The 23,049-nt window shown below is 40.6% G+C and carries 16 protein-coding genes; 10 read left to right on the forward strand and 6 right to left on the reverse strand.

Features of this window, described 5'->3' with window-relative positions; genetic code table 11:
* Both LY11_RS04715 and LY11_RS04720 read right to left on the reverse strand, forming a co-directional pair.
* Positions 1 to 1,521: an arabinan endo-1,5-alpha-L-arabinosidase gene (locus LY11_RS04715; RefSeq protein WP_111632558.1), complete on the reverse strand. Its 1,521-nt coding sequence runs from the start codon at positions 1,519 to 1,521 to the stop codon at positions 1 to 3.
* A gap of 524 nt (positions 1,522 to 2,045) precedes the next feature.
* Positions 2,046 to 3,227 (reverse strand): aldose epimerase family protein, encoded by a 1,182-nt coding sequence (locus tag LY11_RS04720; protein WP_111632559.1) that lies wholly within the window; start codon positions 3,225 to 3,227, stop codon positions 2,046 to 2,048.
* Between the two features lie 130 nt (positions 3,228 to 3,357).
* On the opposite strand from LY11_RS04720, the gene LY11_RS04725 reads away from it, so the two are divergent.
* From LY11_RS04725 to LY11_RS04745, 5 genes are all read left to right on the forward strand, one after another.
* A complete protein-coding gene (locus LY11_RS04725; RefSeq protein ID WP_111632560.1) occupies positions 3,358 to 4,068 on the forward strand; it encodes an NUDIX hydrolase in 711 nt (236 codons plus the stop codon).
* Positions 4,069 to 4,468: 400 nt separating this feature from the next.
* A complete protein-coding gene (locus LY11_RS04730; RefSeq protein ID WP_111632561.1) occupies positions 4,469 to 6,169 on the forward strand; it encodes a ribulokinase in 1,701 nt (566 codons plus the stop codon).
* Positions 6,166 to 6,864, forward strand: coding sequence for an L-ribulose-5-phosphate 4-epimerase (locus tag LY11_RS04735; protein WP_111632562.1), 699 nt, complete (start codon positions 6,166 to 6,168; stop codon positions 6,862 to 6,864). The genes LY11_RS04730 and LY11_RS04735 overlap by 4 nt, the downstream gene beginning before the upstream one ends.
* Before the next feature lie 23 nt (positions 6,865 to 6,887).
* Positions 6,888 to 8,378: an L-arabinose isomerase gene (gene araA, locus LY11_RS04740; RefSeq protein WP_111632563.1), complete on the forward strand. Its 1,491-nt coding sequence runs from the start codon at positions 6,888 to 6,890 to the stop codon at positions 8,376 to 8,378.
* A 36-nt stretch (positions 8,379 to 8,414) separates the two neighbouring features.
* Positions 8,415 to 10,100 carry a sodium/sugar symporter gene (locus LY11_RS04745; RefSeq protein WP_111632564.1) on the forward strand — a complete coding sequence of 562 codons (1,686 nt, stop codon included), beginning with the start codon at positions 8,415 to 8,417 and terminating at the stop codon, positions 10,098 to 10,100.
* 55 nt (positions 10,101 to 10,155) lie between these two features.
* Here the strand turns inward: LY11_RS04745 and LY11_RS04750 are convergent, their stop codons facing one another.
* Positions 10,156 to 10,860, reverse strand: coding sequence for a response regulator (locus tag LY11_RS04750; protein WP_146610798.1), 705 nt, complete (start codon positions 10,858 to 10,860; stop codon positions 10,156 to 10,158).
* 60 nt (positions 10,861 to 10,920) lie between these two features.
* Positions 10,921 to 11,181, reverse strand: coding sequence for a hypothetical protein (locus LY11_RS04755; RefSeq protein WP_111632566.1), 261 nt, complete (start codon positions 11,179 to 11,181; stop codon positions 10,921 to 10,923).
* Between the two features lie 214 nt (positions 11,182 to 11,395).
* Here LY11_RS04755 and LY11_RS04760 point away from each other — a divergent pair, with 214 nt between their 5' ends.
* From LY11_RS04760 to LY11_RS04780, 5 genes are all read left to right on the forward strand, one after another.
* Positions 11,396 to 11,935, forward strand: a complete 540-nt coding sequence (locus LY11_RS04760) for an RNA polymerase sigma-70 factor (RefSeq protein WP_111632567.1) — start codon at positions 11,396 to 11,398, stop codon at positions 11,933 to 11,935.
* A 105-nt stretch (positions 11,936 to 12,040) separates the two neighbouring features.
* The gene (locus LY11_RS04765; protein WP_111632568.1) at positions 12,041 to 13,228 is read left to right on the forward strand and encodes a FecR family protein; all 1,188 of its coding nucleotides are present in this window, start codon (positions 12,041 to 12,043) and stop codon (positions 13,226 to 13,228) included.
* A gap of 226 nt (positions 13,229 to 13,454) precedes the next feature.
* Positions 13,455 to 16,955: a SusC/RagA family TonB-linked outer membrane protein gene (locus LY11_RS04770; RefSeq protein ID WP_111632569.1), complete on the forward strand. Its 3,501-nt coding sequence runs from the start codon at positions 13,455 to 13,457 to the stop codon at positions 16,953 to 16,955.
* A gap of 11 nt (positions 16,956 to 16,966) precedes the next feature.
* Positions 16,967 to 18,379 (forward strand): RagB/SusD family nutrient uptake outer membrane protein, encoded by a 1,413-nt coding sequence (locus LY11_RS04775; protein WP_111632570.1) that lies wholly within the window; start codon positions 16,967 to 16,969, stop codon positions 18,377 to 18,379.
* 81 nt (positions 18,380 to 18,460) lie between these two features.
* Positions 18,461 to 19,600, forward strand: a complete 1,140-nt coding sequence (locus tag LY11_RS04780) for a TlpA disulfide reductase family protein (RefSeq protein ID WP_111632571.1) — start codon at positions 18,461 to 18,463, stop codon at positions 19,598 to 19,600.
* Positions 19,601 to 19,748: 148 nt separating this feature from the next.
* Here the strand turns inward: LY11_RS04780 and LY11_RS04785 are convergent, their stop codons facing one another.
* Both LY11_RS04785 and LY11_RS04790 read right to left on the reverse strand, forming a co-directional pair.
* Positions 19,749 to 21,257, reverse strand: a complete 1,509-nt coding sequence (locus tag LY11_RS04785) for a glycoside hydrolase family 32 protein (RefSeq protein WP_111632572.1) — start codon at positions 21,255 to 21,257, stop codon at positions 19,749 to 19,751.
* A gap of 67 nt (positions 21,258 to 21,324) precedes the next feature.
* Positions 21,325 to 23,043: a RagB/SusD family nutrient uptake outer membrane protein gene (locus LY11_RS04790; RefSeq protein WP_111632573.1), complete on the reverse strand. Its 1,719-nt coding sequence runs from the start codon at positions 23,041 to 23,043 to the stop codon at positions 21,325 to 21,327.
* Positions 23,044 to 23,049: the final 6 nt, after the last annotated feature.

The raw sequence follows: 23,049 nt of genomic DNA on the forward strand, positions 1-23,049 counted from the left end.
TTATTTAATTGGTGATTGATTAGCTGTTGAAGGCGTTTTTTTTAACCAGATGGCCGTTCCACTTCCATTAAATCCAGTCATTACAATCGTAGATTCAACTTTATTCTCCCAGTCCCTTTCCCGCGATACATGCAGTTTATCGATAAAAGTACCGCCGCCCCATCTTAATTCAAGCCACGGTGCTGTGTAAGACCAGGTATTATTTGCATCGCCATTAATTCTTCCATCAGCAGATAAAATAGTCATTGCTGCCTCTGCATATTGTGGATCAGCTTGTTCAGCTTCATAACCCGGTACCTTTACATAGCCCAAAACAAGCTGTTCATAATTACCGGCGATCTGTGCTTTAGTGACTTCATTTTGAGGTACATTAGCATAACGCTCAGGAGAGACCAGAGGCCATCCTTCAGGTGTCCAGAACAGTTTTCGCACATGCAGAACCATGAATGCCCGGTCTACCCCCGGCCTGCCCTGAGTAGCGATATAGAATTGCCCGTTATCCTGAAATACTGAAGGATGTGAAACTCCCGCCCAGCCGCCATGCTTCATAAAGCGATAAGGAGCGAGTAACATGGGGCCGCGATCTTCCTGCAAATCGGCACTACGACCATTCCAGTCCAAAAAAGGTCCGGCTGGATTTGCTGAACGAAATACTCTCACATTATATTTTGTTGAAAGCCAGTCATAGGCTACAAAAAGATAGTACATTTTTGTACTCGGATTATAAACGACTTCAGGACCTTCCAGATTACCGTTATAAGTATTTCCTGTTTTACCTCTTCTTACGATACGCACGCCAGGATCATTTGCAGTATTTGACAGCCCTGTAGCGGGATTTAGTTTTAACTCAAATAACCCGTCCCAGGCAGAGCCATAAATCATATACTGCTCACCTGCGGGTGTCACTGCTACTGTTGGGTCAATTGCATTGGTACCAGGCCCGGCAGTCACTGAACTCACAGCAATCCCCTTTTCTGTCCACGGCCCTTCCGGAGATGAAGCAGTGGCCAAACCAATACAGCTTACCCTGAATCCCGTTGATGCCAGTGAATAATACAATCTGTATTCCTGACCAGCTTTTAAAATATAAGGTGCCCAAAGACCACTGTTGGATTTAGCTCCATTTTTTTTAATGTAAGCATCTCCCATAGCAGGTATTCCATTAAATACCCAACCCACAAACTTCCAGTTGACGAGGTCTTTTGATTTTCTGATTTGTATACCCGGCCGGACAGCAATTCCATAGCCCACATCTGTACTGTAACAGTAAAACCAATCTCCATCTTTAAAAATAGACGGATCATGCACATTGTATGGCCCCCACATCGAACTGTACTGGGCAGAAAAAAGCTCAGGATAAGTATCTTTAAGCTGATTAATATCAAAATCTGCTGCCTGATTTGCGGTCACTTCCTGCCCCAGCTGATCAAAGGGATTTCCTTTTTTACAGGATGCGCATAAAACAATCAACATTGCAAACCAGCAATACCTCCTGCAATTATTGAGTCCGTGATTTTTCATAATTATTTATTAATATTTGGTTGCAGAATATTGAATGACCGGCCGGTGAGTTGCTGTTTTTGGATAAGCGCATCATGAAGACAAAAAGTCTTGTAAAATCCAAAAACGGAAGGGTTGCTAAAACAGGTTTAGTCCTTTTAGAATTGCTCATAACAGATTAATTATTTGCATACATCGAGATTAATCACACTCCTTTCCAGATCTGGTGATTTCATCTATTCTTGCAAAATTTATATTTGGCCTAATCAATTTGATTGATTAATAATCGAATGTATAAAATAATTATTAATCGTCAAATAGACGTTTATAAAATAAATGTTAATACTACGTTTATAATTATTTAAAAAGGCATATAAACCCACAAAAAAGATATGTAAATACCTTTTTTGTGGTTATGAAAAAAAAATAAAAATTAGCAGTATAAATTAAATAAGATTTGTAAAGACTAAAATTAAAATCAATTATAGCCTGAAAAATCAGGAGCAGGTGCTCATTTTCCCATATTAAAATACTTGGGAGAGAGGTTATTTCAGTGCCAAAAATTTATATACTGTAATGGTTTGATATACTTTTCCAGGTCTCAATACGGTAGCAGGAAAGGAAGGCTGGTTGGGTGCGTCAGGATAATGCTGCGTCTCCAGACAAAAAGCAGAACGGTGACCATAGCTCACTTTACCTTTACCATCCTGATCTTTACCTGTCAGAAAATTACCACTATAAAACTGAATCCCTGGTTCCGTTGTAAGAACTTCCATTTCAATGCCAGTTTTCGGACTCATCACTGTTGCAACTTTACGTAAACCAGCTCCTGGTCTTAATACAAAATTATGATCATATCCTTTTCCGTATTCCAGCTGTTCATTTTTATCATTAATTCGTTCGCCAATAAGGGTAGGTTTTGTAAAATCAAATGGTGTACCGCTTACTTTCTCAATTTTGCCGGTTGGAATTAAAGTTTTGTCAACCGGGGTATAGGCATCGGCTTCAATCGTTAATAAATGGTCAGTGATCGTCTTATTTCCAGCTCCATTCAAATTAAAATAAGCATGATTGGTTAGATTAACTATAGTCGACTTATCTGTTACTGCGCTATAGCTGATCATAAGCGCATTGTCATCGGTTAACTTATAACTCACTTTCACCTTTAAATTGCCTGGATACCCGCCCTCGTTATCTTTAGAAAAATAACTAAGCTCTAAAGTTTGTCCATCTGATTTTTTAGCCGTCCAAACCTTTGAATAAAATCCGTCAGCGCCACCGTGCAATGTATTAACTCCATCATTTAATTGTAATTGATAAGATTTTCCGTCAAGAATAAATTTACCTTTTGCAATACGGTTACCGTATCTGCCAATGATTGCACCAAAATAAGGTTCTCCTTTTTTCTGGTAGGATTTCAAACTATCATAGCCTAATATCACATCAGTCAATTTCTGATTTCTGTCCGGGACCACTAATGAAACCAGCCGGCCACCATAATTTGTGATTGCTGCTTCTGCTCCGTTCTTATTCTTCAGCGTATACAATGTGATAGCTTTGCCAGCTATATTTCCTTCGAAACCACCTGCCGCTGGAATTGTATAGTTTGAGCTGGAAGCCGAGTCTGTATTTACAGATTTGGAGTTTGGGCTGGAATTGTTTTCACAACTGGTTAGGATGAGTAATAAAATAATGCTCAGATAAATTAAATTACAGTTCTTGTTCATATTAAATTTTTAAGATTCAGGAATACTAATGTATAAAAAGAATATTAAACGTCAAACTAACGATTAATATCAGTATTATAATAACTTTGCATTCAAATCAAGACATCATTTTTTTTATTAATTTAACACAATGACAAAGTATACAAACCAGGACCGGTTCTTAATAGCTGTTGATTGCATTATATTTGGATTTGATGGAGAACACCTAAAATTACTCCTGATTAAAAGAGGTTTTGAACCTGAAAAAGATAAATGGAGTTTAATGGGTGGTTTTGTCGGTCCGCAGGAAAGTCTGGATAACGCCGCCAATAGAGTACTTACCCAGTTAACTGGTTTGGAAGGGGTTTATTTGGAACAGATTCAAGCTTATGGCGATCCTTTGAGGGACCCTATTGAACGTACATTTTCTGTTACCTACTTTGCACTAATAGATATCAATAAGTATAAAATGCAGATTACGGATCAATATCATGCCGAATGGTTTTTGTTAAAGGATGCACCAAAACTAATCTTTGACCATGGCGCAATGGTAGAAAATGCGAAGAAAAAGATCAGGTACAAAGCAGCGCTTCATCCTATACTTTTTGAACTCCTGCCAAAAAAATTCACCATACCCCAATTGCAGAATTTATATGAGGATGTATACAATACCAGTATTGATAATAGAAATTTCATTAGAAAATTAACCTCTACAGGTTTACTGATTAAACTTCCTGAAAAAGATAAATCAGCGTCAAAAAAAGGTGCCTTTTATTTTAAACTTGACAAGAAAAAATACGTCGCAAACTTCCAGGCATTTTTAAACTTCATCCCTAATCCGGATAAATTAATCTCCGGATAAAGTGCTCAGCATTTTAACAAAAGAAGAATTTAATATTCATTTACAGAAAGCCTCCAGGCAAAAAACTAAGGGGTGCCTTCCAGATTGGCATCCTCCCCTTGTACTGCAATTACCTCAGGTTACCTGACACCCCATTTTTTTATCGATACTTTTCGCTTCTTGCCTCGTGCTTGTTCTTGGTTAGGTTTGGTAAGAAAGCAGCGAGGCTTTCAACTCAGCCCATGCTCATGTTTAAACCCCAAATTAAACGTCAAATGAACGATTATTATTTATTTTGAAATCTCATAATCAATCCAAAAGCATCTGATAAGCCTGTAAAGAATGAAATATGAAAGAAATTTCATATTAATTTTCATTTCTCAAAAAAATAAACGTTAATTAGACGTTTATTATAATTACCATGAATCTAACCAAATATGTCATCGGTATAGATTACGGATCGGATTCTGTTCGCTCTGTAATTGTAAATACCGAAAATGGAGCAGAGCTCTCTTCCTCAGTTTATTATTATAAAAGGTGGCAAAAAAAACTTTACTGTGATCCTGCATTAAATCAGTTCAGACAGCATCCTCTTGACTACATTGAGGGGCTAGAGTATACCATTAAAGATTGTATCGCAAAAGCCGGCGGTGCGGCAGTAGCTGCTGCGATCAAGGGGATAGCTGTAGATACCACTGGTTCTACTCCTGTGGCAGTTGACATCACCGGAACCCCACTTGCCCTCACCCCTGGTTTCGAAGAAAATCCAAATGCCATGTTTGTATTATGGAAAGATCATACAGGAATCAAAGAGGCAGCACAAATCAACGATCACGCCACTAAATTCAACACAAACTATCTTAAATATGTAGGTGGAATTTACTCTTCGGAGTGGTTCTGGGCCAAACTTCTTCATGTACTGAAGCAAGATCCCGCAATTCGTAATGCCATTTTTTCATGGGTAGAGCATTGCGATTGGATTCCTTTTCTGTTAACGGGAGGAAATGATGTTAGAAAAATGAAAAGAAGCCGCTGTGCAGCAGGACATAAAGCGCTTTGGGCAGAAGAGTTTGACGGGCTTCCTCCAGAGGAATTTTTCAGCAAATTAGACCCGCTATTGTCAGGGTTCAGAGAAAAACTCTTTCAGGATACTTATACTTCGGATGAGCCTGCCGGCAGGTTAAGTGAAGAATGGGCAAGCCGGCTTGGACTATCAGCAGCTGTGGTAGTTGGCGTAGGCGCATTTGATGCACATATGGGGGCTGTTGGCGGGCAGATATCTCCTTACTACCTTTGTAAAATCATGGGCACCAGTACCTGCGACATCCTTGTAGCACCACTAGCTGAACTGGATGGGAAACTGGTCAAAGGCATTTGCGGACAGGTCAATGGCTCTGTTATTCCTGGAACAATGGGTCTGGAAGCCGGCCAGTCTGCCTTTGGTGATGTTTATGCCTGGTTTAAAAATCTAATTAGCTGGCCATTAGATCATCTCCTCACTCAATCAGCTTTAATTGATCAGGCAACTGCGTCTGCCTTAAAAGATGAACTGGAAGCTAAGATTATTTCCAGTCTAAGTGAACAGGCCGAACTATTAGGTGATAACGATTATGCTGAGCTGGCCATTGACTGGTTAAATGGAAGGCGGACTCCTGACGCAAACCAGGAATTAAAAGGTGCGATCTCCGGTTTAAGCCTGGGTACTGATGCACCAAGGTTTTTCCGTGCTTTAGCTGCTGCAACCTGTTTTGGCGCAAAAAGTATTGTTGACAGGTTCAAAGAACAAGGGGTTCCGGTAAAAGGAATAATCGGCATTGGAGGAGTGGCAAAAAAATCACCTTATGTCATGCAGATGATGGCTGACGTATTAGAAATGCCAATCAAAATTCATCGTTTTGAGCATACCTGTGCACTTGGAGCGGCCATGTTTGCTGCTGTAGCTGCTGGAATACATCCAGATATTGAAACTGCAATGGAAACTATGGGGACAGGTTTCGAAGCAGAATATCAGCCAGATCAGAAAAAGAAAAAGCTGTATAACCAGCATTATCAGGAATATCTGGCATTAGGCAGATATGTAGAGAAATACAGCAAAAAGGAAATCAAACCTTATGTATCATGACCGACTATAAAATAATACGCGAAACAGCCTATGAGGCTAATATGGAACTGCCAAGATTAGGCCTTGTGCTCTTTACTTTTGGAAACGTAAGCGCAGCAGACAGGGATAAAGGTGTATTTGCTATCAAACCAAGCGGAGTGCCATACAAAGACCTGACACCAGAAAAAATGGTCATTGTTGATTTTGACGGCAATGTTGTAGAAGGAACACTCAGGCCATCTTCTGATACTAAAACCCATGCTGTACTTTACAAACATTGGGACGGAATCAATGGTATAGTACATACCCATTCTACCTATGCTACTTCCTGGGCACAGGCACAAGCAGATATTCCGATTTTTGGTACTACGCATGCCGACCACCTTACGGTAGATATACCCTGTGCTCCTGCAATGAGTGACGAGATGATCAATGGAGATTACGAGTACGAAACTGGCTTTCAGATCATCAATCATTTTAATAAACTCGGTTATGATCATCATGAAGTTGAAATGATCCTGGTTGGAAATCATGCACCGTTTACCTGGGCTAAGACAGCTGAAAAAGCAGTTTTTAACAGTGCTGTACTGGAAACAGTGGCCCATATGGCCCTGCTAACGCAACAAATTAACAGGCAGTCCCCAAAATTAAAAGCCGCATTAATAAAAAAGCATTTTGAACGCAAACATGGTCCGGACAGCTATTACGGACAGTAAATAATAAAGACCACATAAAAAATATGATAAACTTAAAAGAATTAGAAGTCTGGTTCATCACAGGCAGCCAGCATTTGTATGGAGAAGAAACATTGAAGCAAGTGGCTGATCATGCACAGCAAGTAGCCGCATCACTGAATTCAGATCCGCAGATTCCCGTTAGCGTAGTTTACAAACCTATAGTAAAAACACCTGACGAAATATTTGAAACCCTGCAACAGGCTAACATCACAGCAAATTGTATCGGCGTGATTACCTGGATGCATACTTTTTCTCCCGCCAAAATGTGGATAAGAGGATTGAATATCCTTCAAAAACCATTACTACATCTGCACACCCAATTTAACCGTGATATTCCATGGAGCACTATTGATATGGATTTCATGAACCTTAACCAGAGTGCACATGGCGATCGTGAGTTTGGGTTTATGGTCACACGAATGCGTAAAGACAGAAAAGTAGTAGTAGGGCACTGGCAGGACCTGGAAGTATTGAAAGAAATCGATACCTGGACACGCGCTGCGGCTGGCTGGCATGATTGGCAAGGTGCTAAATTTGCGCGCTTTGGCGATAATATGCGTTATGTAGCGGTTACCGATGGCGATAAAGTAGAAGCAGAACTTAAATTTGGTTTTCAAGTCAATACTTATGGTATAGGCGACCTGGTCGCAGTGATTAACAATATTCCTGAGGAATCCATTCAGGAACTGCTGACGCTTTATGAAGCAACTTACCAGATGACCACTGACCTGCTCCGTGGCGGAGACAGGCATACTTCTGTTTATGAAGCCGCAAAAATAGAGCTTGGTCTTAAAAAGTTCCTTGAAGATGGTAATTTTAAAGGCTTCAGTGATACCTTCGAAGATTTACATGGCATGATTCAACTGCCAGGCATTGCTGCACAGCGATTAATGGCGGCAGGATACGGATTTGCCGGAGAAGGTGACTGGAAAACAGCAGCTTTGGTACGCGCCTGCAAAGTAATGGGAGCAGGATTACCTGGAGCCAATGCCTTTATGGAGGATTATACCTACCACTTCGATCCTGCAAACGCTATGGTACTGGGCTCACACATGCTGGAAGTCGATGCATCTCTGGCCAATGAAAAACCAAGACTGGAAGTCCATCCACTTGGTATTGGCGGTAAAGCTGATCCTGCCCGGCTGATCTTTAGCGTAGCAGGCGGAAACGCACTCAACGCTTCTATTATAGATATGGGCAATCGCTTCCGCTTACTTGTAAATGAAGTGGAGGCCGTGGAACCAAAGCACGAATTGCCAAAGTTACCTGTAGCAAAAGTTTTGTGGAAACCTCTTCCTGATATGAAAACAGCTTGTGCATCCTGGATCTATGCAGGAGGTGCACACCATACTGCTTACAGCCAGAATCTGACTACTGCGCACTTACTGGACTTTGCCAACATTGCGGGCATAGAATATATAAACATTGGGGCTGATACGAAAATTAACCAGTTCAGAAATGAGCTTCAATGGAATGAAATCTTTTATAAATAAACCAGCAACCTGTTCAAACTAACCAAATAGCCTGCTATGAACAATAACTTAGTAACTACAGATTATGTAGTTTTCATCATCTACTTTTTAGTCGTTTCTGGCTATGGGTATTACATTTACCGGAAGCGCGAAAAAAATGAGCATGACGCCAAAGCATTTTTTCTGGCTGAAGGAACACTGACCTGGTGGGCGATCGGTGCTTCTCTGATTGCCTCGAACATTTCTGCCGAACAATTTATTGGCATGAGTGGCGAAGGTTTCTTCCTCGGAATAGCTGTTGCGGCTTACGAATGGATTGCAGCCATCGCACTGATTATAGTTGCCGTCTGGTTCATTCCAGTCTACCTGAAGAACAAGATCTATACCATGCCCCAGTTTCTGAAGACCAGGTATAATGAGTCTGTTGCCCTGATCATGGCGGTCTTCTGGTTATTCTTATACGTATTCGTAAATCTGACTTCTATACTTTACCTGGGCGCAGTAGCCATCAACGGACTCACAGGTGGAGATTATCTGCATGTGATTATGATTGGGCTTGCCGTATTTGCACTAATCATTTCTTTGGGGGGTATGAAAGTAGTTGCCTATACTGATGTTATCCAGGTGGCTGTATTGATTTTTGGAGGATTGGTGACAACTTACATTGCCTTAACTGTTGTTGGTGAGAAATTCGGTGTTGGCCCTAATGCGATTGCTGGTTTTAATGTTTTGATGGATCAGGCTCCTGAGCATTTCAAAATGATTATCCCGAAACCTACTGCTGCATCGACACAAAATGAGATTAGTAAGTACTTAACTTTCCCCGGGTTAGCTTCTTATGTTGCGGGTATCTGGATCATTAACCTGAACTACTGGGGATGTAACCAGTATATTACCCAGCGTGCATTGGGCGCAGATATTAAAACGGCAAGAACGGGTATTCTTTTTGCCGGTATTTTGAAGCTGATGATGCCGCTAATCGTGATGTTGCCAGGTATCGCAGCCTATGTTTTGTATAAAAGCGGACATTTGCCTCAATTAATAGGCGGTAAAGACGGGGCTTATTCAGCAATACTTACTTTTTTACCTACCGGTCTTAAAGGGCTATCTGTTGCTGCACTTACCGCAGCTATTGTTGCTTCTCTTGCCGGGAAAGTAAATAGTATCTCTACGATATTCACGCTGGATATCTATGCAAAGTATTTTAAGAAAGGTACAGAAGAGAAGAATTTGGTTTTTGTGGGCAGAGCAACGGTATTCGTTGGAATGATTCTCGCTGTACTCTTTACCTGGAACGATCTTTTAGGTATAGGGGGCGCAGGTGGTTTTACATTTATCCAGAAATATACAGGCTTTATCAGCCCGGGTGTGTTTGCGATGTTTATCCTGGGCATGTTCTGGAAAAGAACAACCGGCAGTGCAGCTATTGTTGGTGTGCTGGCAGGATTTCTCTTATCTGTTTTCTTCAACGAAATGGCACCAAACCTTTTGGGCAATGACACATTGCTCTATACGGCATATCCAAATGGCAAAGGCAATTTTGAGATCCCCTTCCATATCTGTATGGGACTTTCCTTTTTCTTTACCATGGCCATTATGATTTTGATTAGCTTAACCGGGCCTAAAATAAATCCCAAAGCTTTCGAACTGGACAAATCCATGTTCAAAGTTGAGCCTCCTACCATGGCATTGATCGTAGTTACCCTACTGCTTATTGCTGCGTTGTACGTTAAATTCTGGTAATGTTTCATCTGATATTCAGGCATTGTATAAATTATACAATGCCTGAATATAGTTTTTATAAATGGGGGAATATTTTTAAAAGATTTAATTTATCCAGTTTCTCCTTTAGCAGATCCGGAGGAAATGGCTTAAGTACACAATCATCAATATACTTATAACCAGGATGACTTTCAATTGCCCCACCTATAGAAGCTGTTACGGCTATGATATGAACTAATGATTTTTTATCGTCCTGTAATTGTCTGATTTTCCTTGCGGCCTCAAATCCATCCATAACCGGCATATTTATATCCATTAAGATTACATCATAATCTGTTAGCAAAACGGCTTCTAAAGCTTCCTTTCCATTCCCAACAATTTTTGGGAAGATATTCCATTTATTCAACATTTTATTGATCACCATAATATTTACAGCATTATCCTCAGCAACCAAAACTCTTAGCGTAGTCAAATCTGAAAGATATTTCCCCTGGCTATCATCAGAGACTGAACTTGTATCATTCAGTACTTCAAAATTCAATTCAAAACTCAAAGTTGTGCCTTTCCCTTCAGTGCTGAGCAGTTCTAAATTGCTATCATGAAGATGCAGCAATTTATTAGCTATCGTCAATCCTAAACCTGTGCCGTAATGCTGCCGGTCTGTTGAGCTGTTCTTTTGCAGATAAGGATTAAAAATATCTTTTTGCTGTATGGAAGAAATACCTATACCTGTATCTTCAATTGTAAACAGGACCTTCAGCTGTCTTGTTGTCAGCGCCAACAACCAGATTCAAACCCTGATCAAAAAAAATAATGGTTGACCATATTAAAAAGCTGATACTTAATAAAAAGAATGTGCAATCGCTTTCCAGTATCCAAAAATAAACAAGAAGGCAAACCCTGCTACTAAAACTCCCAGAAATAGAACGGTACGCAAGACAAATTGCTCAGGAACTTCACGAAAAAGGAAAAGCAGTAAACATAAGCGCTGAAAGATAAAAGTAAGCAGTAATATAGTTAAAAGCCTGATCCTTGCTTTATTTAAAATTTTAGGTTCTGTAGCTAAAAGCCCACGATAATTACGAATCACCTGTTTAATCATAAAGAAAAATGTTAATATTTTTTCACCTAATTAGTACTGGTTATTAAAAAAAATAACAATTTGATGTGCAGAATAACATTTATTCTTATTTTATTATATTCCTAACTTACGATTTTTTAAAATAGATTGGTTTTAATAATATTTAGCGCCAGGATCTTTTGAAAGAATAAATTCCATGCTGAATTCTCTATAAGTATATTTATATATTTGGTTTATGGAGGGGGAAGAAAGCGCTGCACTCAGCATCATTGAATTTGAAGGACTCTTTCGTAAGAATCATAAATTCTTGTGTATGGTGGCTATGAACTACGTTCATGATCCATATATTGCTGAAGATGTAGTGCAGGATTTTTTCATCAGCTACTGGCAAAGACGCGATATTGTGCAACTCAATACCAGCTTTGAGGCCTATGCGCGCAGGGCAGTAAAATATAAAAGTATCGACTATCTTCGAAAAACTGCCATTACTGAAAAGCTCAATATAAAGCTGACGATAATCGAAGAACAAGCAGTGCTGCACCAACAGGAAGATCAGGAACTTCAGCACCAGCGTTATATAAAAATCATGGAGATGATTCAGTCACTGCCACAGGATCGCAGAAATATTTTTATACTCCATGCGATGGAAAAACTCAGCTATATGCAGATTGCTGAAAAACAAAACATTTCCATCAACACTGTAAAAACACAATTGCAGAGAGCTTATACCGCACTAAGAAGCAAAACTCTTGGTCTGCTGATGGGAATACTCTAGATTTTCAATATTTAAACAACTCATAGTCATACACTTGTTTATTATTGACATCTTTTTTCAGTTTAGTGTCACCCATTTCCTACTTTCTTACGACACTTTATTGATATGGATAATAAACTCACCCCATTTAATCCTGATTGGGATAAAATTCTGGAAAAACTGGAGAAAAATCAGGATGCCGGTCTGGAGCTTAGTGCTGAAGAAAAAAAATTGCTTAAAGAACTTCAGGAGATCAGAGCGGATGCTGCTGAAGCTTTAAAAATATACCAGGCATTCGATACCAATAGCAAGTGGGCTGAATTCAGGGAACAGGTAAAATCTGAAGCACCTTTAAAAAATCCTGTCCATGAAGTCCCTCGTCAGCCCATCAATTTATGGCTGAAGATTTCAGCAGTTGCAGCAGCAATATTTGTAATGACTGCCATTGGTCTGGTGTTTCAGAAAGGTAGTCAGCAGCAATCGGTAAATATTTTCCGCAATGACATTCCAGCGGGTAAAAACTCGGCAACACTAACCCTCGACAACGGTAAGAAAGTCCTGCTTTCGGAAGCCGGCAGTGGACAATTTGCAGCTGAAGCAGGAGTCGTTATCAGCAAGTCAGCAGACGGCCAGTTGATCTATAGTGAAAATGGCCGGCATATTGATGCTGCAAGTAAAATGCAGGTGCTATCTACCGTAAATGGGGAGAGCTACAGATTACAACTGCCCGATCACAGTGAAGTCTGGCTGAATGCCGCTTCTTCGATCCGGTTCCCGGCATCTTTTGCCGGTCTGAAAGACCGCAAGGTAGAACTGAAAGGAGAAGCTTATTTCGAAATTGCAAAAGACCGGAAACATCCTTTTATTGTAAAAACAGATCAGCAGGAAGTACAGGTTCTGGGAACGCATTTCAATATCAACAGTTATCAGGATAAACAGCAGACCAGCACTACCCTATTGGAAGGCAGTCTGCGGATTACCAATAAGCATAAAAAAGAACAGCTGATCAGGCCAGGGGAAACTTCGGTCGTAAACAACGGTACTGAGATCCTGATTTCCCCGGCTGATCTTAAGTCTGCAATGGCCTGGAAAAACGGGTACTTCCGGTTTAACGGAGAACAGATTGATGAAGTTATGCTGAAACTCAGCCGATGGTATGATATGGACATTGCCTATCAGGGAACTATATCCAAAGAAAAATTCAGCGGGAAAATCTCCCGGTATAAAAATATCAGCGAGGTGTTAAATATGCTAAGCTATTCTAATGCAGTCAGATTTAAAGTGGAAGGAAGGAGGGTGACCGTAATGCAATAAAAACTACCTGAACTTTTAACTGCCAGAAGAACCAATAAAATACCAGCCCGACGCCAATCGAACTGGTATATAAAATAAGCTGGCTATTAACAAAATTGTCAACTAAACGCTTAAGGCCACGATCTCAAAATACAAAGCCAAAAGCCAGAACCAACCTAAACAAATGTACAAAAATTGCACCCATCTGCTGTGCCTCCCGCGCACGCAGTATAAACTATGGAGAATCATGAAGCTAACCACTTTTCTCTTATTTGCATTGATCATGCAAGTCAGTGCAGGAACCTATGCACAGAAGATCACGTTGTCCGCAAAAAATGCAGAACTGTTCAGGATTTTTGATCGTATCAGCGACCAGAGCGGATATGATTTTATAGTTACCTATTCACTGCTGAAAGATGCACACAAAGTAAATATCAATGTGAAGGACGCTGAGCTGAAAGATGTTCTGGATGAAATTTTCAAAAATCAGCCGCTTGAATTCAGCATCGGCAACAAGACAGTACTGATCAGAAAAAAGGAACTTAGTTTCGTTGATAAACTGATCAGCCGGTATCAGGAGATTGAGGTGAAAGGGAAAATTCTTGATGAGCATAACCTTCCTCTTCCAGGAGCAACAGTAAAAGTTAAAGGGACAAAGAAACATACGCTTACGAATTCAAATGGTGAATTTAATCTAAGTAATGTTGATGATCAGGCTGTTGTGGTCATATCTTTTCTGGGCTATCAAAGTAAGGAAATTCCTGCTCAGGAAAATATGGGGATCATTAAGCTGACCGAACAAACGGGTCAGCTGGAAGAAGTTACTGTCTCTACCGGATACCAGACACTCCCAAAAGAGCGTGTTACAGGGGCATTCTCCACCATCCCGGTAAAAAAACTCGAACAGCAGCGCCTGAGCAGTCTGAATTCATTATTGGAAGGCAGAGTTGCAGGATATAACAACGGCCTGATCAGAGGAACGACCTCGATGAGAGGCGTCACTAATCCTTTATATGTCATTGATGGCTTTCCGGTAGAAAACACAAAATACGATACTAATGGTACAATTACAGAGAACCTGCCGGGATTAAATCTGGAAGATATTGAAAGTATTACTGTATTAAAGGATGCAGCAGCGGCTTCTATCTACGGGGCAAGAGCAGCAAACGGAGTCGTTGTTATTGTCACAAAAAAGCCTAAAAAAGGTAAAGTTCAAATCTCTGCCTCGAGTACACTGACAATTTCCTCAGATGCAATATACACCGGTAACCTGACCAGTTCGGCGGATATTATCGATATGGAAAAAGAATGGGAAATCAGAAATCCAAAATTAAAGGCTGCAAACTCTGGTGCTTACGCAGCTAATGTATTAACCAATGCAGGTTATCAGAGCCAGGGAATTAAAGCAATCCTGGCAAAATATGCAGGAACATTAACTCAGGCGCAGCTGGATGGGAAGTTAAATCAACTGGCATCAGCAGGCTATCAATACTATGACGATGTCAAAAAATACAGCAAGCGTAACCCATTTTATCAGCAATATAATGTGAGTGCCGGCACGGCCTCTGAAAGCAACTCTTTTTATTCTTCACTCACCTATCGCAACAATAAGTCTGAAAATAAATATACAAAAGACGAAACCCTCGGCTTAAATATAAACAATACGACAAAGATCAATAAATGGCTGATACTGGAACTCAGCAATTACTTATCTTATAATAATGCGGCACAGCAAAGTTATAATACTTCATCTCCGGGTTATACCTATCTGCCCTATGACAGGCTGACCAATGACGATGGAACTAACTTTACCTCTACTGCTGCTTCCCGTCTGAGTGGAAATACCATGTCGCTGATCAGTACCAATGGCCTTTACAACATGGACATTACGCCATTGGATGAGCAGGGCCGTAACCTTGGCAGGTTGAAAAGTTTTAGCAACAGGTCGTTCGTTAAATTAAATGCAAATATCACTAAATGGTTGTCTTACCGGTCTACTTTTCAATATGAGTTTGGTTCAGACCGCTTCAACAGGCTGTATGAAAAAAACTCTTATTACGTGAGAGACATGATCAACGGCTACGCTGGAAAGGTTGGACAGGGGCCGGTAACTTTTAACATGCCTTATGGAAACATCAATTACGATCAGAATAACTTTACTTCCGCTTCTAATTTCCGTCAGCAACTCAATATCGACAAAACATTTGGAGATAAACATAACCTGACTGCCATTGTGGGTACTGAAATAAAAAACACAAAGCTGGAATTTAAAGATCAGTCCCTGTATAACTACGACCCGAATGTATTGACGTTCGATCTGATCAATGCCAAAGCATTGGCCGCGATACAGGGCGCAATTCTGGGGGGAAAATATTTTTCGAATGGGGATATCGCTACTCAGCGTGAAAATGTAAACAGATTTGTGTCTGTATATGCGAATGCAGCTTATGCCTATGACAGTAAATACTTGGTAACGGGTAGTTTGCGCTGGGACCGTTCCAACTTATGGGGTACTAATTCTAAATATCAGAATAAACCCCTGTGGTCTGTTGGTGGTGGATGGAATATTTATAAAGAATCTTTCTTCAATGCCGGATGGGTAGATCTGCTGAAACTACGGATGTCGCATGGTATCGGTGGAAATATCGCTAAAGATGCAGCACCATACCTGACGGCTTATTACAATAGCAACAATAATGTAGGTGGTCAGTCTGGCGTGGTAGGTTCCCGCCCAAATCCCTTATTGTCATGGGAAAAAACGACGACCAACAACATCGGTACTGATTTTGCCCTGTTCAAAAACCGCATCAGCGGATCTGTTGACTACTACCATAAACAAGGTAAAGATCTGCTGGCAAGCACCATGGGTGTACCAACAGAAGGATTTGGCTATTCTACTTATGCGATCAATAATGGAGAAATGACAAACAAAGGAATTGAGATTTCTATCTCTGCAGATGTGATCCGGAGCAAAGAATTGACATGGAATACCAGTATTTTATATGCGCATAACAAAAATAAGGTGACTTATGTTAACATCGAAGCACCAGTTTACTATTTGCAACTGGATCAGCCACAGGCATATCCACAGATTGGGAACCCTTACAATGCTATTTATAGTTACCGTTGGGCAGGATTAAGTGCAGATGGCCTTCCACAGGTCTACAATGAGAAAGGGGAAAAAGTATTAAGTTCACCAACCACGTTAGAATCTATTGTTTACAGTGGCTCTACAGTTCCTGTTTATAGTGGTTCATGGAATAACCTGCTGGAATATAAAAACTTCTCTTTTTCATTTTTGCTGACATTTGAAGGTGGACATAAGATGAGAAATACATTTTTACCAGTGTTGGGAAGTTCCTATAATAGCGCCCTGGGGGGGTATGTAACTGAAATTACTGCGGTAAATAAAGAAATTACCAACAGATGGAAAACTCCTGGTGATGAGAACAGAACTGATATTCCCAGATTGGTATTTGCAGAAGATCCGGCCTATAACAGCCAAAGCGCTGATATCTATCAGAAATCAGATATCAATGTGATTGATGTGTCAAACATCCGCCTTAGAAACGTCTCCATTGCCTACCACTTACCGAAAGCGTTTATCAAAAAGGCAAACCTGGAGAATTTAAGGTTTCAGTTTAATGTAGAGAATGCATTCACGATAGCGAAAAGCAAAGACGCTAAATATTTACTGAATGGATATCGCCCGGCAAATTATGTATGGGGTGTTTATGTTAATTTTTAAAGCAAGAAGAGATGAAAAAGATATTATCAAATACACTGAAAATCTCAGCACTGATACTATTAGTTAGTTTGAGCAGTTGCAAGAAATTTCTGGATATTGTTCCCAAAGGAGTAAAAGTTCCAACTACGCTGGCCGACTATGAGGCAATGATTCGTGATGAATATGGAAACCAGCGTACAACCATTACACAGGCGGTACTTTTAATGAATGATAAGTTCGAAACTACAGCAAACCTCAACTATTATCCATTATACTCAGCAAATTATTTCTGGAATGAGAATGCGGACAGGATTGCACTGAATAACGGTGACGAGACAACCTATTATAATGCCTATACTGCAATATCGACAAGTAACCTCCTGATTGAGCATGTTCCTGCTGCAACAGAAAGTTCAGAAGCCGATAAAGCACAGCTGGTTGCCCAGGCAAAAGTTTTAAGAGCACTCAATTATTATGTACTGGCCAACTATTATGCTGATACCTACGAGGAAGCTAATGCTGCCAGTAAATTATCAGTGCCGCTGATCTTAAGTGCCGACATCAATGCGCCGCATACGCAGGTCAGCATTAAAGAATTGTATACCTTCATGCTGAAAGATATTGAGGAGGCAATTCCAAATCTTCACGCCATCAGTGCAACAGTTTTGCATCCAAATTTAGGTGCAGCCTATGCGCTCAAAGCTCGTTTATTGCTCACCATGAGCCGGTATGCAGAAGCATTGGCTGCAGCAAATGAGGCATTGAAGTATAACGATAAATTATATGACTGGACACAGTTTTACACGACTTATAAAACACAGATCGAACAACCGGATGTGTATACCAATGCCCAGTCACCAATGGGTTTTGATTTTGTAGAGAACTATTATTTCCGACATGGCACGAACTATAACGCAGCACGTGAAGCTGCATTGAGAACTGATCGCGCACCCAAATTTGAAACCGGTGATGCCAGGTTCGCTTCGCGCTGGAAGTTAAGAACTGTCGCTGCTGACACTTACTATACCAGCATCACCACTGGTTTTTATAATTATGGCGGCCTTACCACAACTGAGGTTTATCTGATTAAAGCTGAATGTCAGGCACGTCTGAATGATATTCCAGGAGCGATGGCCACATTGAATGCCGTTCGTGTGAAAAGGATCTTTGCACAAAACTATGTGCCGCTTACGGCATCGAATACGATAGCAGCAGTGAAACTGATCCAACGTACCAAAGCCAATGAGCTGATCAACAGCATTACCACTTTCGCTGATGCACGCCGTTTAAATAAAGACCCGAACTATGCGACTACCCTGACAAAAACGGAAAATGGACAGAATTATTCCCTGTCCCCATCTTCTCATTTGTGGACGATGCCTTTCCCTCAGGGCGCATTTAAAAACCCGGGCAACGGGACCATTAAACAAAATGTAGACAAATAAGTTATTGCCGAAAATCTGAGCCTTGAAGAAATGCTCGCTAAAATGAAATTATAAAGACCCCTAACATTTAACAACACAAAGATGAAAAATTTTAAAAAAGCATTCGCAATATTGCCCTTCGCAGCAGTAATGATCTGCTCTGGCGCACAAAGCTTTGCTCAAAATGGAAAATACCTTTTGAAGGGAAATATTCCCGTTGCATCTGGTAAGATTTACCTGGAGCATGAGCTGAATGGCAACCTGGTTAAGGTCGATTCTGCTCAGGTAGTTAATGGTGAATTCGTATTCAAAGGGTCGGTAAAATCCCCGGGCTTTTACAGTTTAAATACTAAAGGACTGAAATACCCTATTCAATTTATCCTGGAAAATTCGGCTATTACTGTAACGAAACCGGCAGACAGTCTTGCCAGCGCTGAAATCAAAGGATCTTCAGCTCAGGAGGTATACCAAAGTTTTTACAAAGGCCCATGGAAAGAAATTACCGCAATAGCAGGTGATATCTATAGCAGGCTCGATAAAGCGGAAAAAGCCGCCAAAGCTGCCGGAACTAAAGTAGATTCTTTAACACGTGCCGGATTTGACAAGGAATTTGCAGACCTGGATAAAAAAAATCAAATGGCAGTAAAGGCATATGTCAATCAGCATGCTTCCTCTGCCGGAACTGCAGCAATTATTTACGAACGTTTTATCAGCTACCCTAATTTTCCTGTCGCCAGGGAACTGTTTGCAGGTTTAACGAAAGAAGCCCAGCAATCTGCTATCGGTGAGTTGATCACCAAAGCACTGACAACAGATGCAAAAACGGCCAAAGGTAAGGCTGCTCCGGCAATCAGTATGACTAACAAGGATGGTAAGATCGTTCATTTGTCTGATTTTAAAGGCAAGTATGTGCTGATTGACTTCTGGGCAAGCTGGTGTGGTCCTTGCAGAAAAGAGAATCCTAACGTGGTTGCTGCTTACAAAAAATACCATGATAAAGGCTTTGAAATTCTGGGCATCTCTCTGGATTCAAAAAAAGATGCGTGGCTGAAAGCCATTGAAACTGATGGTTTAACCTGGACACAGGTGTCTGAATTAAAAGGATGGCAAAATTCCGCCGCCAAAGAATATGGCGTTAATGCGGTACCAGCCAGTTTTCTTATTGATCCCAATGGTAATGTTGTAGGAAAAGACTTGAGAGGAGAAGAATTAAACCAGACTTTAGCTCAATTGTTTAAATAAAAACTGTAATGCTTTAAGTAAGTATGGCCAGTTATTAAAAGAGCCTGCTCTACACTGCCCAAAAAAGTTAGAAACTATTTGGGGCAGTGTAGAGCAGGCTCTTTTGCTGATTGAGTTGTATTTTTACTGCCGGAAGCAGAGATCTTACCTATTTAAAAGAAGGTATTGCTGAGATAACAACGTTATTTATTTTTTGATTTCCATTTCCGGATAACTTAATTCCGTTGATTAAGCTTTTAGGGAAAAATATATCAGTCATCACTGTTAAACCATCATCCGCAAAAAGTTCTGCTGAAGCCACATCCAGTATCAGGCTGATTCTGGCATTTATTGAGGTAGCTATTCTTGGCGCACTGTGCTTCTTTGCGAACCCTTTTTCAAAGTCAGCAGCTCCAGAATGAGTTCTGTCAATATAGTATGTTTTTGTTTGATGATCATAACCAACCAGCAGCTTTTGTCCTTCTTTATTACTCAGCACAACCTGAATACTTTTAGTCGTATTAAAGGTAAAGTCCAGCTTTAACCTTCCATGGAGATCTTTAGCATAAGCAGACAGCTCAATTTCCTTATGGAGCGTTAAAGCTTGTTTTTTATAAACTGGTCTGAGCTGTGCATTCATTTCTTTTACCGGGACAGACCGCAAGTAAAAATCACCTGCTTTCTCCTCCAGAGACAGATCTCTGGCAATTGTTGTCGCACCTCTCCAGTTCTTTGTGGGTACCACATTTGCATATTGCCAGTTGTTCATCCAGCCAATAAAGATTTTTCGTTTCCCAGTATTTGACCAGGTTACGCCAGCATAGTTGTCTGTTCCATAATCTATCCATTTCTCTGCTTTGGAACCTGGTACAAACTTATTGCCGTCAAAATCACCTGTGAAATATTGTGTCGCTGACCCTCCATTTGGCCCTCCGGGATTGATACTGACTAAAAGTACCCAAACGGTTTTGCCATTATGTTCCAGTGGAAAAAGGTCCGGGCATTCCCATACTCCTCCATGTGCACCAAGATTTGCACCAAAATCACTTTCTCTTTTCCAGTCCTTTAAATTTGCTGAGGAATAGAAAGTTATCCTGTCTTTTGTAGCCAGGGTCATGATCCATTTTTTGCCGGCCTCATACCACATTACTTTTGGATCTCTGAAATCGCTTATCCCGGGATTTGGAAGCACAGGATTTCCTTTATATTTTGTCCAGGTTTTTCCTTCATCATTACTATATGCAATACTTTGATACTGGTGCAGTCCTGTTTTAGCCTCCTCTATCTTTTGATTGTGATGCGTAAATATGGCAATGAAAGCATTTTCTCCAAAACCTGCTGTATTGTGCTGATCAACAACGATACTACCAGAAAATATCATCCCTAAGCTATCCGGATAAAGTGCAATAGGTTTCTCCTCCCACTTCAAAAAATTGTGGGTGGTGGCGTGCCCCCAATGCATTGGCCCCCATGTGGTACCATCAGGATAATATTGAAAGAAAAGATGATAAGTCCCATTGTAATAAACCATTCCGTTTGGATCATTCATCCAATGGGCTTTTGGAGAGAAATGGAACTGCGGTCTGTATTCTTCTTGCTGAACAGATTGAGCTATAGATTGAGTTGAAATCGTAGCAAAGGATAAAAGTAGCAAGGGTAATATATGGCTGATTTTCATATGATAAAGATTGCTTAATGTAAATTAATTTAAATGTTCGGCGTAATACTTCTGAACATTGAGCTGACTACCAGCCATTATTTTGTTTGTATACACCGCCGCTAAAGTTAATCTGATTTAAAGGAATAGGAAAGTATTCATCTCTGCCGGCTGTAAATCTGGCATCACCAAGGTGTGCAACCCTAGATTTTTCAATATTGAAATAAGCATTCATCGTCTGGGAAGCCATTCCCCATCTCACCAAATCAAAGAAATGATAACCCTCTGTAGCAAATTCCAGTCTTCTTTCAAACCTCAGGGCCTGCCGTGCATATTCAGGTGTCCAGTTACAATTCACCCCTGGTTGGTAAAGCTGTATATTATAATTGGAAGTTGCATTTCCACTGGCATTTTTTAGCAGGGTTTTACTTGCATTAGCCCTGCTTCTAACCTGATTGATCAGTGGTACAGCTTCAAAAGGCCTGTTTAACTCGATGAGTGCTTCAGCTTTCCACAGTAATACATCTGCGTAACGGATAACCGCCCAGTTTTTAGAGCTGCCAATAAACGGCGGAACTTTTTGAAAAGATGGATCATCAGGCAGCACAGCTTCTTTCATACTGGCAAAGGCATCATAAATTGCAGGAGCACGTGCCCAGGAACGCTGAAAAACAAAAGCAGGCTTATATTTAAATGGTGCACCTGGTTTGGCTACCGTATGATCTAAACGCGGATCAAATGAGCTGGTTTGAAAATCCAAAGCTGCTGCTGCATCAGTATTATTATAGCTAGTAAACAACGGCAATCCATTGGGATCTGTTTTAAAAGCATTAATCAAATCATGACTCGGAATATTAAAACCACAACATCCGTATTCCTGGTTCATTGGATAGTTCAAAGCATGCCCATAATCTAACCTGCCTTTTGGTGTACCATCATCTTTTGAGTATTGAATAGCAAATACAGATTCCGGTTTATTGTCGCCTGCTGACAGAAAGTTGCTGGCATAATCAGTATTCAAGCTGAATTTACCAGAAGCAATTACCTCATCACACAGTGTATTCACTTCATTTAATTTAGCAGCATCAATTCCGCTCACGCTATTATTCTCTCCCTGTACATAAGCCTGATACAGCAGAACTTTCGCCAAATAGGCCTTTGCTGCATTTTTGCTTACTCTTCCCTGATCTCCCTGATCTACAGGCAGGTCTTTTGCCGCAGCTCTAAAATCATCAGCAATTTTGGTCCAGAGGGCATCATTGCTCAATGCTTTATTCGAGATGGTTGCATAGTCAGCTTTTTTTGTATTCTGGTCAATATAAGGCACGTATTTAAAAAGAATCTTTAGCAGGAAATAAAAATGTCCCCTTAAAAATCGCAGTTCTGCCTGGCGTTGTACTTTATTCGGATAAGCACTTTCGGCCACGGCATCCATTTTTATCAGGGCATCATTCGCTCTTCCAACGCCGATATACAACCTGAACCATAATTGGTCAAGAAGTGCATTATCCGGTCTGTTCAATGAAAAGGTTTCGAACAAATGGAACTCGGAAAGATCTCCGGGGCCATCACCACCTTTGTAAGTATCACCACCGCGTACACTTCCATAAGGCCACATACTAGAATAGGGTGAGGTATAATGGTCATTGCCAAGAGCGGAATAGGCCGCTATCACCATTTTATCAATATTTTCCGGAGTACTGAGATCATCTCCTGAAACCACGCCTTGCGCTGGTTCGTCCAGTGCTTTTTCACATGAAGAAAGGATCATGCAGGAAAAAACAAGTAGGTAGAATATTTTCTTCATCTTCTT

It is taken from the genome of Pedobacter cryoconitis (assembly GCF_003259615.1).
Classification (GTDB): Bacteria; Bacteroidota; Bacteroidia; order Sphingobacteriales; family Sphingobacteriaceae; genus Pedobacter; species Pedobacter cryoconitis.